The following is a 13,976-nucleotide window of genomic DNA, read 5'->3' as shown; positions in this document are numbered from 1 at the left end:
CCTCGGATAAGTCAATGTTTTTCAGGGGTTGGAAGAAATGCGGGAAAGATCGGGGATGAATTCGGGGAGGGGTAAACCTAAACCGCCAGCAGTCGACGGGACCGCTGGCGGCAGGTTCTGCACACCGCATCGGCATGGGACACCCCGTTTCGGGCTAACCACCGGCGATCATGGGGATAAGCCTTACCCGGGCACCGTCCGGGATCGGCGTGGTGCTGAAATGGGGCCGGGACACCAGCCGGCCATCCAGCTTCACCACGGCGTAAAGGTGGCCGTCCGCCAGCCCGGCGAGCATGGCGGCCACGGTCAGCCCTTCCTGCCAGGGGATTTCCCTGTCGTCGAGATAAATCATTTGACCCCGTTAGCCGCCAACACGTCCAATACTTCCGGGAAATCGATCCCCAGCCGCTTGACGGTTTCAACGGTGGGTATTCCGTCGGCGGTCCACCCACGGCGCTGGTAGACGGCGTCCTTCAGGGTTTCGTACTGGGCTTCCCGCCGTTTTCTGAGTTCAGCCAACTTCCAGGGCGTATCTTTCCCCGTTATGTCTACATGGTGCTTTTCACCGAGCTCGGTGTCATAGCGCTCCTGACGTGAATCGTACTCCTCCACGGTGACCGGCCCCATGGCGCGATAGGGCAGCGAATCATGATCACGGGTGCCGTACCCCATCTTCAGATTGAAAATGCGCTGAAAATTATAGACCGCTTCGCTCATGGTGATGAGGTCCTCTGGGGTGGCGGTATTGCCGGTGACCGCCGTGTAATAGTCGGCATACCAGTTCACATGCTTCATCACCTTGGCCGGTTCGAGTGTATCCTTGTTGTCCTCGGGGACGATGTCGTTCCAGGGCAGCTTGCACAGACCGCACAGACCGAACCAGGTTCTGAACATGGGAAACCAGTGCAGGGCCTCGGCCTTCTGCTCGAAGGTGGGCATGAAGTTGTGGACCATGTCCAGAAAAATCAGCCAGGCTTCGTCATGCTGGGGCCCCTTGAGCGCCAATCCGTACCCCCCCTGCTGGGCCAGGGATTCCTTGGTCATGTATTCGGAAAATTCCAGGCCCTTGGACTCCATGCCGATATCCCGGAGCATGACCGGATCGGCACCGAACTGGTCGGCAAAAACTTTTTTCATCCTGCGGATCCCCTGGCCCGCAATGGCGCCAAAGCCCTTGCCGGCAGCCATCTGATGGACCAGTTCCAGGGCATTGAGCCGGTTGCCGAAAGACAGGTCCATGCCGCCGGTGTGCTCCAGGCTGATCAATCCGCGCTCGAAGCACTCCATGACAAAGGCAATGCCCGTTCCCACGCTGATGGTGTCCAGTCCGTAGGCGTCACAGTAAAAGTTGATTTCCAGGATGGTGAAGGGGTCGAAAATGCCCAGGTTGGAACCGCACCCGGCGATGGTTTCGTATTCGGGGCCGTCCACGAACACCTTTTCGCCCTTGTATGCACCGGTGCAGGGCACAAAATCCCTGACCCCGTGGGCGCAGGCCACGGTGCAGCCCTTCCAGCAGCCGTCGAACCCCGGATCGAACAGCTTTTCAAAGGCGTCCCGGCCGATCAGCGACGCCCTCGGATCGGATCCGTACTGGAAGTTGTTGGTGGGCAGCAGGTCAAAATCGTTCATGATCGGCACCAGGTGGGTGGTGCCGATGCGGGCCATCTCATTTTGTTTGGGGTCCAGTTCCACAATTTCTTTGGAGTGGCATCTGGCCACGGTCTTGACAGCCTCCGGGTCGGCGGGGTTGTTGGTTTTCTGAGACACCTTTTCCCAGCGGGCCACCACCGCCCTGATGCCCTTGTCGGCGAATACCGTCCCGATCCCGCCGCGGCCCGCCTGCTTGTAGCGCACCAGTTTGCGGGCGTTGTCGTACCAGGAAAAATTGAGGCACCCGATGAGGGTGTTGGCAGCGCCCGGCCCGGCGGAGACCACCGAGATGCCAACCTTCTTGCCCTTGGAGAAATGGTCGGTCAGCACGTCGGACATGGCATAGGCATCCCCCGGCAGATCGGGGATCCGGAGGATTTCAACTTTCTCTTCGATGCCGTCGATGAACAAGACCGCATCGCCCTCTGATCGTCCGGTGATCCGCAGCGCATCGAAACCGGAGAACTTCAGGTAGGGGCCGAAATAGCCACCCACATTGGAGTCCATCACCGATCCGGTGGTCGGAGAGATCGATGTGACGATACTTTTCCCTGAACCGGGATAACCGGGCGTCCCCCCCATGGGGCCCGAGGAGATGCAGATGGCATTTTGCGGGTCGTTCCACTTGTGCTGGCCGCTGACGGCGTGCCACAGCAGCCACAGGTCAAACCCCTTTCCGCCGATGAACGTTTTCTTGATCCGATCCTCGAACATACCGATAGAGATCGAGCCCGCGGACAGATCCACATCCAGGTAATGATTGGTATACCCTTTGTCGACATCGCACCGCTGGTAAGATAAGGCCTTCAACGTGGTGGCTTTCAATGGTGTCATGTTCATGCTCCTCTATTGGTATGGTTAAAAATTAGGTTATTTCAATGCCTCGTGGTCGTCGGAAAATTGCCGGCGCGGTGAAAATATGGTGATGGCGTCCTCGTCCTGACGGGACGTGCTGCCGGTGATCATCCGGGCGACCAGTTCGCCCGTTCCCGGCCCCAGCATGAAACCCTGACCGCACATACCGGTCGCGTGAAACAGGCCCTCGACCGCCGGGCTCCAACCGACGATGGGGGACCCGTCGGGGCTCATCGGGTAGCGGCCCCGCCACACCCGACGCACCCGCAAGGTTTTCAAACGGGGAATCAGGGCCACCATGCGTGCGGCCACCTGGGGCAGGAACACGGATGTCTCCCGGGTGTCGGTGCCGACAACAGGCGGGTCCGGGGTGATACAGAACACCACCTGGCCATGGACATTCTGGTAAAAGTAGTAGTTCTTCGACCCCGGCCCCGGCCGCAGATCCACCACCATGCAGGCGAACATGCGGGCCACCGGCTCGGTGATGGCGCCTTCGTGGGAATCAGGCGTCACGGGAAGCACCACCCCGGCCGTCCGGCACAGCGGCCCGGAACAGGCGCCCGCCGCATCGACCACAACCGGCGCCCGGTATCGGCCCTTTTCAGTTTGAACCCCCACGATCCTGCCGTTTTCCACCAGCAGGGTCCTGATCGGTTCATTAAATTGGAACCGGGCGCCATTTTCAAGGGCTTTTCGTGCAAAGGCGTTGCAAGCCAGAAGCGGTGAGGCCGAACCATCGTCAGGAGAGAAGGTGCCGCCGACGAGCCCATCGGGATCGATGCCCGGTACGATTGCCTGCAGCGCCCCCGGGTCGATGAAGTCGATATTCAGGCCGAATTGCCGCTGCAGGGGCAGCAACTTTTTAAGCGACTGCTCTTCCTGTTCCCGGTATACCGGGAAGAGATAGCCGCCCTTGAGCCACTCGATATCATCCCCGTACCGTTCTTTCCATGTGGAAAAAATCTCCAGGGACCGGAGGCTGACCAGGATCTTCCCCGGGTCCGAGTGGGTGGCCCGGACCCCGCCGATGGCCCGTTTGTTGTCCCCCTGGCCCGGTGACGGTTTGGCGTCCAGAACCAGCGTCTTCACCCCCATGGCGCCCAGCGCCATGGCCGTGGGGACACCCACCGAACCGGCCCCGGCAATAATGACATCCACATCAGGCATCTTGTTCACCGCTCCTTTCCCCGGCCAGGGTCCCCAGGGCCACTTCCACGAAAAGCGGCCGATCCACCCGGTCGGTCACCGCCTTCAGATCCACGCCTTCCTCCTGAAAAATCCGCCAGATCATGGGCCGGCAGGTCTTGGACCCGCATGCGCCCATCCCCGCCCGGTTCAGCGCCTTCATCTGGTTCATGTCCCGCACCCCGCTTCGAACGGCGGACCGGATCTCCCCGGCGGTGATGCGCTCGCAGCGGCAGACGACCGCCTCGTCGGGCAGGGGGGCCTTTTCGTATACGGCTGACGGATCCACCCGGGCCTCCTGGACCCGGATGCCGGCGGCCCGTTTGGCCAGCCGACGCGCCATTTTCACCTGGACCAGCAGCGTCCCCGGATACTTCCTGCGGTTGGCCACCACCCGCTGCACCGGGTAATGGCCGAGGATGGCACCCTCCTGATCGGTGACCGGGACCCGCTGCCCCTTTTCCACACGCTCCCGCCAGATTTCGTATGGCAGGGTGACGGTGGGATGTGATGGGTCCTTGCGGTAATCCACCAGGGTGATCGCCAGCCCCGGGCAGATGGCCACGCAGGCCATGCAGCCTTTACACGTTGCGCCTTCCACCAGATAGGGAAGCCCGGTGATCCGGTCGTTCTCGGTGCGGATGGCCCCTTCCGGGCAAACCGAGGTGCAGGGGTTGCAGGGCACTTCCTGCTGGCAGTGAAAAACGGGCATCACCCCTTTTTCCCCGGCCGGCGGCTCCCGGTGAACCGGTTCACCCGGCCGCGATTTCAGAATGACGGCCTTCTCGTCCCATTCGGAAGGGATTTCACCCGGATAGCGGCCCAGTGCTTTGGCGACTTTCAGCCCTTCGATTTTGCCGGTGAACATGGCCGCGGACGCCTCGGCAATTTCCTGGGCATCCCCGGCGGCGTATACATCCATCCCCCACTGCCGGGCTTTCAGATAAAATTCGTCCACTTCGGCCAGCCCCACGGCGACCAGCACCGTGTCCACGGCATAGGTTTTTAGGGTCCCCGCAACGGTGTGCCAACGGTCGTCCAGTTCGGCAATGGTAACCCCTTCCACATGCCCGTTCCCGTGGGCGGCCACCACCGTGTGCCCGGTAAGAACGGGGACGCCCAGCCGCCGCAATTTGTCGGCATGGACCTTGTAGCCGCCCACCCGGGGCAGGGCCTCGATGAGGGCCGCCACCTCGATGCCCGCCTGGATGGCATGGTACCCGGCAATCAGGCCCACATTGCCGCCGCCCACGATCAGGACACGTTCCGAAGACTTGACCAGGTCCCGGTTCACCAGGGTCTGGAAGGCGCCGGCACCGTATACGCCGGGCAGGGTATTGCCCGGAAAAGAAAGCATTTTCTCCCGGGCGCCGGTGGCCACCAGCAGTTTTTGGGGACGGATCCTGCGGTACACCTTCTCTTTTACCACCCCGACGACGCCGTCTGAAAAAACCCCCACGGCGGTGGCCGCCAGCCAGACGGTTACCGATGGCAGGTCGTGCAGCTGCCTCTCCAGAATCGCCCCGATCTCAAAACCGCGGGTGCCGGCATGGGAGTCTTCCACGGAACCGAAAAATTTGTGGGTCTGCAGGACCAGTTTGCCCCCCAGGCGATCCTTGTCGTCGATGATCAGGGTTTCGATGCCCAGTTTGCCCAGTTCAATGGCCGCGCTGAGTCCCGCGGGTCCGCCGCCGATGATCAGCACCGCCACCGCCGTTTCCGCCGCCGGTACGCAAACCGGCTTGCCACCGGTTTCCGGAAGCCTGGGAAGCCCCTCCAGGGACTGCAGCGTCATCCCCTCTCTGAGCGGGGTCATGCACGATTTGACGGGGCTGCCGTCAGCCACCACCATGCACTGGGCGCACTGGCCGTTTGCACAGAACAGCCCCTGGGGGCTGCCGTCCTTGTGGTGGTGGCCAAACACATGGACGTCATTGGCAAACAGGGCGGACGAGATCATCTCCCCGTTTCTGCCGGTCATAGCCGTGCCATTCCAGGTAAAGGCGACCGCATCCTCCGGCGGCACCTCAAGAATGGGATGGGATTGAATCCGTTTGTTCGCCATCGCCGCTAGGCCTCCCGGTTTTCCATATAGTGGTTGAATCGCAGCACGTGCGCCTCGGCCAGCTGCCGGGCCTGGTCCACGTCCTTTTTCTCAACGGCATCGATGATGCTGCCCAGATCGCTGAAATTTTCTTCCAGTTCCCTCTGCTCCATGGATAAAAAGGCTTCATAGTACTGATCGATGTTGTCATGGACCGTGTGATGCAGGGAGATGTAGACGGGGTTGCCGGTGATTTCCGCCAGGGCCAGATGAATTTGCTTGTCCACCTCCACAAACTCCTTTTGGAAATCACTGCCCTTTTCAACAAACTGACGGGCCTGTTCCAGCATGGATTTGAGCCGTATCACGTCCGCCGGCGTGGCCCGGGCGGCGGCCAATGCCGTCACGCGCCCCTCCACGCCCACCCGAAATTCCGAGAGGTGCTGTAAGGATACCTTCTGGTAACGGATGAGCAGGGCCAGGCTTTCGTTCATCTGGTCGTAGCTCATGTCCTGAACGACGGCACCCCCGCCCACCCCCAGCTTGATTTCGATAAGCCCCTTTTGCTCCAGCACCCGAAGGGCTTCCCTCAGTGTCCCCCGGCTGACCTCGAGCATCGCCTTGAGTTCCCGCTCCGATGGAAGCATTTCGCCGGGCTTGAGCTTGCCCGACAGGATGGTCTCCTGAATCTGCTCCACCACATCCTGGAAAATACGATTCTGTTTGGCTGCTTTAAACATGGCATCAATTCCCGTGCGCCGCCCTTGGCTATCGGTGACTGCCACCGGCATGCATCCCGTGCCGGCGTCGGTGGGAAAGCTCAGGATAGCGAAACTTGTAATGGTTAAACCATATACTGTAATGGTTAAACCATTACAATGGTCAATGCCCGATGTCAAGGATAACCCGGCCAGGCTGGCCGGATTCAGGGCGGGAACCGGATCGTTTCTGCCGCACGCCACAAAAGCGACCCCGGCCGAAGGATTTCACTTGACACGGCAAAGGCCTAAAACGTAGGTGACTATCTGTTCCATGACGCCAACCCAAAGGGAGAATCAATCCATGCTGAACAACAAGAAAATCGGTATGATCGGAACCGGAAACATGGGCAACGCCCTCATTGACGGATTGATCCGGTCCGGCGCGGCCCAGCCTGAAAACATCATCTGTTCCGATGCCAGCGAACGCCAGCTGGAGCCGATAAAGGAAAAATACCAGGTGGCGACCACCACGAACAACATCGAGGTGGTCAAGGCGGCAGACATAATCATTTACGCCATCAAACCCCAGATTATGGCAAGCGTGCTCAAGGAAACCGCCGATTATCTGGACATGAGCAAGCTGATCATTTCCATTGCCGCCGGCGTCCCTCTGGCCGCCATCGAATCCCTGCTCGAGAAAGACCTTCGCCTGATACGGGTCATGCCCAACGTGGCCGTGGCCGTGCGGGAAGGCGCCACGGCAATCGCTGCCGGGGGCCATGCGGACCAGGATGACGTCAAACTGACCATGGCGATTTTCGATTCGGTGGGCAAGTCCATTTTTATCAAGGAAAACTACCTGATGGACGCCATCACGGGACTCAGCGGCAGTGGGCCGGCGTATATTTTCATGATCGTGGATGCCCTGGCCGACGCAGGGGTAAAAGTGGGCCTTTCCCGTAACGATGCCCTGGTCCTCGCCTCCCAGACCATCCTGGGTGCCGCCAAACTGCTTCTGGAAACCGGCGACCATCCCGGCCAGCTCAAGGATTCGGTCACCTCTCCGGGCGGTACGGCCATCGCCGGCCTGCACACCCTTGAAAAAGGCGGGCTTCGCACCACGCTGATCAACGCCGTGGAAGCCGCCACCAACCGTTCCAGGGAACTGGGTGATGCCATGATCAAGAACTTCGCCAACGGCCAGACCCAGCCCTGATGCAGGCCAATGCCCTGACGGGGGACAGGCCTTGTCGGACTCATGGCTCATGATTATAGTATGGGTTCGTCAATTTCGATGGGAGACCGGAGCATATTTGTGAAATCGATTCAGCCAGCCGTTGTCGATGCCGTCACGATCATTGTCAGAATCGGGCTGGGGGCGGTGTTTCTGTTTTCCAGCGCCGGAAAAATCGCCGATCCGACCGCCTTTGCGGCCATTGTGACCAATTATCAGCTGCTGCCGCCCCTGCTGGTAACGGCGACGGCCGTGGTTTTTCCCTGGGTCGAGGCAGCATGCGGCGTGGCGCTGGTTTTCGGCCGGTTCGAAAAAGGGGCGGCCCTGCTGATAAGCCTGATGATGGTCGTTTTTATCGCCATCATCTTTTATAACGGGTATCGGGGCCTGAACATTGCCTGCGGTTGTTTTTCATTGACGGCCAAAGCGCCGTCGAACATTGCCCTGAACACCCTTCGCAACCTTTTCATCCTGGCGGGCGGGACCTGGGTGTTTTTCTTTTCGGGTCGGCGACCGGTAAGATCTGCCCGTTGAACGGTGATCATTTCTTGTAACCCGTTGCCGCTTCGTGGGCTCACCAGTAGAGGCCGCCACCATTTCGTGACGACATCAACGCCGAAGGATGGATCAGACCCATGTTCACAGAATCGATCTCGTATCCCGCTGCACTGCTCGCAGGCCTGCTTTCTTTTTTCTCTCCGTGTATCCTGCCGCTCATACCGGCTTATTTCACCTTTATCACCGGTTTGTCCCTGGATGAACTGACCGGTGCCCCGACCCGCCGAATCCGGGGCCGGGTCGTTCGGGCCACCTTGAGTTACGTGCTCGGCTTTTCCCTGGTTTTCATCCTGATGGGCGCATCGGCGTCCCTCATCGGGGGCGCCATTTTCAAATACCGGGACTGGATACGGATTGTCGGCGGGGTTCTGATCATCCTTTTTGGCATTCACATGACCGGCCTGATCCGGTTCAAAACCCTGGAATTCGAAAGACGGCTTCAGGTCCGGAAAAAGCCGCTCCATTTCCTGGGAACTTTTCTGGTGGGAATGGCCTTCGGGGCAGGATGGAGCCCTTGCATCGGCCCGCTGTTAGGCTCCATACTTATCGTGGCGGGCAGCCAGGAGACCGTGGCCAATGGCATGGCGCTGCTCACCGTCTATGCGGCGGGACTGGCCGTTCCCTTTTTGGTGCTTTCCGTATTTGTCGACTCACTGCTGACCTTTATCAAAAAGGCATCCTGGTCGATAAGGTATATCAACGTGACTGCGGGCGTGCTGCTGCTGATCCTCGGCCTGCTGCTGGTCACGAACAAAATGAACCTGATCAGCGTATAGGAAACGAGACGTGATGAAAAAACGATGGACCCTCATAACGGCCGTGGCACTGGTGTTTTCCCTTTATATCGGGTCGGTTCCCGCGGTTGCAGACCAGGGTGCCGGCGGCGGCATCCAGTGGGTTTCCTACGAAGAAGGCCGGCAGCGGGGGGAGACCGAAAACAAAAAGGTGTTTCTCGTTTTCAATGCCGACTGGTGCCGCTATTGTCTTCAAATGGAAAAGGAGACATTTCAGGATCCAACGGTCATTGCCTACGTCAACCGCAACTTTGTGCCCATCAGCGTCAATTCGGACCGCCAGCAGGAGATTGCTGCCAAATACAGCGTACGGGGGCTGCCGAACACCTTTTTCATCTCCGAGGCAGGCGATCCGATTGCGAACCGTCCCGGCTACATTGCGCCCGATGAAATGCTGAAAATATTGAAATTCATCGGATCGGACAGCTATCAGAGCATGAGTTTCAGTGCCTTCATGAAAAAAGGGAAATAGGTAGTGTTTATCCGGAAATAGGCAAATTGGGTCGAGATCGAGGCGCGCGAAAATTTTACCGCAGGCATATGGCTGATATTCCGTGGATAAAATTTTGAGCGCAACGCAGATATCGGACCAATTTGCCATTTATGGATGGGCACCAGGTAAACGAACAACCGCCTGGCAACCAGCCGGGAACCATCAGACCGGGCCGTTGGAATCTCTTCTGATCAGGCGAATGAGCGTCGAGATGGTGATGGACAGGGAAAGAAGCCCCAGCAGACAGGGCACCCAGAGGATGGCGTGGTATCGCGGCGTGTCCAGGGCGGCGGCCACACCGACGATGCTGAACAGAAGCACCGCCAGGGCAAAGGCCAGGGTCAGAAACATGGCGGGTTCCGAGTCGTACCACGGGATAAATGCCTTGCGGAAAAGCAGTTCGTTTTTAAATTTTATTCTCACCCACACCTCCGGGACCGATTGGCCGATGACACCACCTTGCGATACACAGGCGCCGCCGCTCAAGGGCCGGAAATCCTTCCGGCATAAACTCTGGGCGTTCATCGCGCTCGTGATGGCAGCTGCCGCCGGATGCGCTGTGGCCCCGAAAACCCTCTCCATCAAGGGCCAGCCGACACGACTGATGGAAAATACCATCCTGAAGACCGATACCGCCTCGGTGGTAACCCGGCAGCAGATGATCGCCGACCTGGCCCGGCACCGTGTTGTCTATGTGGGCGAAAGCCACACCAACCCGTCTCATCACGCGATTCAGCTGGAAGTCATCCGGGCGCTCGCGCAGAACACATCGAATCTGGTCATCGGCATGGAAATGTTCGATCACACCTACCAGGCGGTACTGGACCGATGGGTCGCCGGAGAGCTGGACGAAACCGCGTTTTTGCAGCAGACCCACTGGTACGCCAACTGGCGCTTCAATTTTGGGCTGTACCGCGATATTCTGGAATATGCAAAGGAAAAAGGGATCCGGATCATTGCCCTGAACGTCCCCTTTCACATTCCACCCCGTATCAGGGTGGGCGGCATCGCCAGCCTCTCGGAAGCGGACCGCCGGCACCTGCCGGCGGTGATCAACACCACCGATGCCGGCCACCGGGCCTATCTGCAGGAAATTTTCAATCTGCACGCCTTCCGCGGCAGGGATACCTTCGATTTTTTCTACGAAGCCCAGTGCACCTGGGAGGATGCCATGGCCGAAGCGGTGGCCGACCACCCGGGACCGGGGACGATGGTGGTCCTGGCGGGCAACGGCCACATCATCCGCAAATTCGGCATCCCCAACCGGGCATTTGCCCGGGTAAATGCCCCCTTTAAAACGGTCTACCTGGCATCAGTGGGCGATGAAGCCGAGTTGTCCTGGGCCGACTACCTGTGGGTCACCCCGGACCAGCGCATGCCCCACGGCCGGATGATGGGCGGGGTAAAGAAAAAGAAATAAACACACCGGGCTCTTCTTTTGATCCCTTATTGTGTGCATGTATTGTCTATTGCCCGTTCAGAAATGGTAGATACGGGCAGTAGTTAGCCGCATTTGGTGAACCCGCAGAAGTGACACGTCATACAGCCCTCTTCGAAACTGATGGTCTGGCCGCATTCGGGGCAGACTTCACCCATCAGGCGACTGCCGCCCTTCCTTTTCATTTTCCCATCTTTCAGATACCGGTTTTCCAATACCCGGGCGATGGCATCGGGGATGGAGAGCACCAGCCCGCCATTTTGGAAAATGGGGTGCTCGCCGCCGATCCCCTTGAGTTGCTCCACCACCTTGTCCACGGTAACCCCGGAACGGAAGGCCAGGGAGACCAGCCTGCCGATGGCCTCTGTTTTTGCGGTGGTGGACCGGCCCGACTTGCCGATGGTGGCGAACACCTCGAAGGGCTTGCCGTGATAGTCGGTCACCGTCACATAAAGCTGACCCAGCCCGGTCTTTACCCGGGTGGTAAAGCCATCCAGCGTATCGGGACGCTTGCGGACGGCGATCATGAAGGCGTCCTCTTCCTTTTTGGCCGTTGAAAAGGAGAGCACCTGGTTTTCCTTGCTGCCGTCCCGATAAATGGTAACCCCCTTGCAGCCCAACTCCCAGGCCAGGTCGTAAATTTTGCGCACATCTTCCACGGTGGCATCCCGGGCCAGGTTTACCGTTTTGGAAACGGCGTTATCCGTATGTTTTTGGAAAGCGGCCTGCATGCGCAGGTGCCATTCGGGTGAAATGTCGTGGGCGGTAACAAACACCTGTTTCACGGCCTCCGGGATATCGTCCATGTGGGCGATGGTTCCGGCCCCGGCGATGGCCTCCATGAGCGCTTCGGAGTAAAACCCCTCCCGTTTGGCCACCGCCTCGAAATGGGGATTGACTTCCGCAAGCTTGTCGTTGTCCATGACCGTGCGCACAAAGCTTAACGCAAAAAGCGGTTCGATGCCCGACGAGCAGTTGCTGATGATACTCAGGGTTCCTGTGGGAGCGATGGTGGTGGTGGTGGCGTTGCGATAGGCCCGCCGGCTGTCACCGGCAAACCGGCTCTTCTCGTAGTTGGGAAACACCCCCCGCTGCTCGGCCAGTGCCAGGGAGGCCTTGTGGGACTCGTCCTGGACAAATCCCATGATCTCCTCGGCCACCGAAAGGGCCTTGTCGCTGTTGTAGGGAACATTCAGCTGGAACAGCAGATCGGCGAAGCCCATGATCCCCAGGCCGATCTTTCGATTGCCCTTGACCATCCGGTCGATGGCCTCGAGCGGGTAGCGGGACATGTCGATGGTGTTGTCCAGAAATCGCACCGCCGTCCACACGGTCTCCTTCAGGGCGTCGAAATCGATCCCTGGCGAACCCGGATCGGCTGCCACGAACTTGGCGAGGTTGATGGACCCCAGGTTGCAGGCCTCCATGGGCAGCAGGGGCTGTTCGCCGCACGGGTTGGTGCTTTCCATCTCGCCCAGCCCGGGCGTGGGGTTGTCGCGGTTGATGCGGTCTAAAAAAACGATGCCCGGATCGCCGTTTTTCCAGGCCTGCTCCACCAGTGCCGCATATACCTCACGGGCATTGAGGGTTCCCACGGGCCGCCGGTCGCGGGGGTCGGTCAGGTCATAGGTGCGGTCATCCCTGACGGCCTCCATGAACGCCTCGGTAATGCCCACGCTGATGTTGAAGTTGTTCAACTCGGCATTGGCGGCTTTGCAGTGGATAAACTCCATGATATCCGGGTGGTCCACCCGCAGTATCGCCATATTGGCACCCCGCCGGGTGCCCCCCTGCTTGACCTGCTCGGTGGCCGTGTTGAAGATCTTCATGAAAGAAATGGGGCCGGAGGCGATGCCGCCGGTGGTGCCCACCATGGAGTTTTTCGGCCGCAGGCGGGAAAAGGAAAAACCTGTTCCGCCGCCCGATTTATGAATAATGGCCGCATTTTTCAGCGAGTCGAATATCCCTTCCATGCTGTCTTCGATGGGCAGGACAAAACAGGCAGCCAGCTGTCCCAGGCGCCTGCCGGCATTCATCAGGGTGGGCGAGTTGGGCAAAAACCTGAAGTCCGCCAAGAGGGTGTAAAATTGTTCGGCAACCTTGCGAACGTCGGCGTTCTCATCGTAAGCCGTCTCTGCCCGGGCGATGTGCCGGGCCACCCGATGGAACATCTGGGCCGGCGTTTCCCGGAGCTTGCCGTCCGAATCTTTTTTCAGATAGCGCCGCTCCAGGACGGTTTTGGCATTGGCGCAAAGGTCGAGGCCGTTTCTCACGAACATATCCCGCGTCAACCGCATCGGCGCCGCGGTATCCAGACCGTATTCGGACAGTTTGGCCTTGACCATCTCGTCCACCATGGACGGGGTGATGGTCCGAAGGTCCATCCGGTCAATGGTCGATCGAATAAACCGGGCGATCTCTTCGGCCTGACGTTTATTGACGGCATTGGCGCCGATGAGACGTTTGCAGAATACCTGGTCGTCCCAGACATGGGTGGCCAGATCCACGTTCCCGTCGTCCATGATGAGAATTTTCTCTTTTTGTGTCATCGGGTATTGCAACTCCGTTGATTTATGAGTGGCGGGTCAAGCTCCGGCCGGGGGCCGGCCGGAGGGTTCCCCAAAAAGGCTGCCAGCGTGCGGCGGATACCATCCGGATCCGCAACCAGCGGGAAAACCGGGGACTGCCGCCCCGGTATTTCTCTGTTGTGAAAGTATCATTGAATCGGGCGATGCCGAAACGGCGCGCGGGGAAGGGGGACCTGCCATACAGGGTCAACATGGAGGAGCCTGTCAATGCCGCGCCCCTGCCGCTCCGGCGTGTACACCCACCCTTCTCATACAACATATTGTATGTCAAGCGGCTTTTCAACACAACATCTGCAGGTAAAAAAATATGCCGCCAGCGATGGAAATTTTGCTGCACAAGGATGGAGACGCGGCCGCCACCGCACCGTATTTTAAGCAAACACAAGGAGTTGAGAAGCTCACGCCCGGTCCGCCAAGGCCACTACATATG

The 13,976-nt window shown here is 59.3% G+C and carries 12 protein-coding genes; 5 read left to right on the top strand and 7 right to left on the bottom strand.

All coding sequences use genetic code 11. The features are described from left to right. Positions 1-154: 154 nt before the first annotated feature. The 5 genes from DSCA_RS27530 to DSCA_RS27510 are packed head-to-tail and all read right to left on the bottom strand — an operon-like array spanning position 155 to position 6,480. Entirely contained in the window at positions 155-352 is a 198-nt protein-coding gene (locus DSCA_RS27530; RefSeq protein WP_155319494.1) for a MoaD/ThiS family protein, read from the bottom strand. Then, positions 349-2,487: an aldehyde ferredoxin oxidoreductase family protein gene (locus tag DSCA_RS27525; protein WP_155319493.1), complete on the bottom strand. Its 2,139-nt coding sequence runs from the start codon at positions 2,485-2,487 to the stop codon at positions 349-351. Before DSCA_RS27525 ends, DSCA_RS27530 begins: the two co-directional genes overlap by 4 nt. A gap of 36 nt (positions 2,488-2,523) precedes the next feature. Then, complete coding sequence (locus DSCA_RS27520; protein WP_155319492.1) at positions 2,524-3,678, bottom strand: NAD(P)/FAD-dependent oxidoreductase; 1,155 nt, start codon at positions 3,676-3,678, stop codon at positions 2,524-2,526. Then, positions 3,671-5,761 (bottom strand): FAD-dependent oxidoreductase, encoded by a 2,091-nt coding sequence (locus DSCA_RS27515; RefSeq protein ID WP_155319491.1) that lies wholly within the window; start codon positions 5,759-5,761, stop codon positions 3,671-3,673. Before DSCA_RS27515 ends, DSCA_RS27520 begins: the two co-directional genes overlap by 8 nt. 5 nt (positions 5,762-5,766) lie before the next feature. After that, positions 5,767-6,480, bottom strand: coding sequence for a FadR/GntR family transcriptional regulator (locus DSCA_RS27510; RefSeq protein WP_155319490.1), 714 nt, complete (start codon positions 6,478-6,480; stop codon positions 5,767-5,769). A gap of 292 nt (positions 6,481-6,772) precedes the next feature. On the opposite strand from DSCA_RS27510, the gene proC reads away from it, so the two are divergent. From proC to DSCA_RS27490, 4 genes are all read left to right on the top strand, one after another. After that, positions 6,773-7,657 (top strand): pyrroline-5-carboxylate reductase, encoded by an 885-nt coding sequence (gene proC / locus DSCA_RS27505; RefSeq protein WP_231716299.1) that lies wholly within the window; start codon positions 6,773-6,775, stop codon positions 7,655-7,657. Between the two features lie 99 nt (positions 7,658-7,756). Continuing rightward, positions 7,757-8,209 carry a MauE/DoxX family redox-associated membrane protein gene (locus tag DSCA_RS27500; RefSeq protein ID WP_167527980.1) on the top strand — a complete coding sequence of 151 codons (453 nt, stop codon included), beginning with the start codon at positions 7,757-7,759 and terminating at the stop codon, positions 8,207-8,209. Positions 8,210-8,310: 101 nt separating this feature from the next. Further along, complete coding sequence (locus DSCA_RS27495) at positions 8,311-9,009, top strand: cytochrome c biogenesis CcdA family protein (protein WP_155319488.1); 699 nt, start codon at positions 8,311-8,313, stop codon at positions 9,007-9,009. 13 nt (positions 9,010-9,022) lie between these two features. Next, a complete protein-coding gene (locus DSCA_RS27490; RefSeq protein ID WP_155319487.1) occupies positions 9,023-9,499 on the top strand; it encodes a thioredoxin family protein in 477 nt (158 codons plus the stop codon). A gap of 183 nt (positions 9,500-9,682) precedes the next feature. On the opposite strand, the gene DSCA_RS32055 is transcribed toward DSCA_RS27490, so the two are convergent. Next, entirely contained in the window at positions 9,683-9,943 is a 261-nt protein-coding gene (locus DSCA_RS32055) for a hypothetical protein (RefSeq protein ID WP_167527979.1), read from the bottom strand. Positions 9,944-9,968: 25 nt separating this feature from the next. On the opposite strand from DSCA_RS32055, the gene DSCA_RS27485 reads away from it, so the two are divergent. Next, entirely contained in the window at positions 9,969-10,940 is a 972-nt protein-coding gene (locus DSCA_RS27485) for a ChaN family lipoprotein (RefSeq protein WP_167527978.1), read from the top strand. An 83-nt stretch (positions 10,941-11,023) separates the two neighbouring features. Here the strand turns inward: DSCA_RS27485 and DSCA_RS27480 are convergent, their stop codons facing one another. Continuing rightward, complete coding sequence (locus DSCA_RS27480; protein WP_155319485.1) at positions 11,024-13,507, bottom strand: vitamin B12-dependent ribonucleotide reductase; 2,484 nt, start codon at positions 13,505-13,507, stop codon at positions 11,024-11,026. Positions 13,508-13,976 lie beyond the last annotated feature (469 nt).

The sequence above is a fragment of the Desulfosarcina alkanivorans genome, assembly GCF_009688945.1.
Taxonomy (GTDB): domain Bacteria; phylum Desulfobacterota; class Desulfobacteria; order Desulfobacterales; family Desulfosarcinaceae; genus Desulfosarcina; species Desulfosarcina alkanivorans.
The sequence above is the reverse complement of the archived record's forward strand: the minus strand, read 5'-3'. Positions and strand labels throughout refer to the sequence as shown.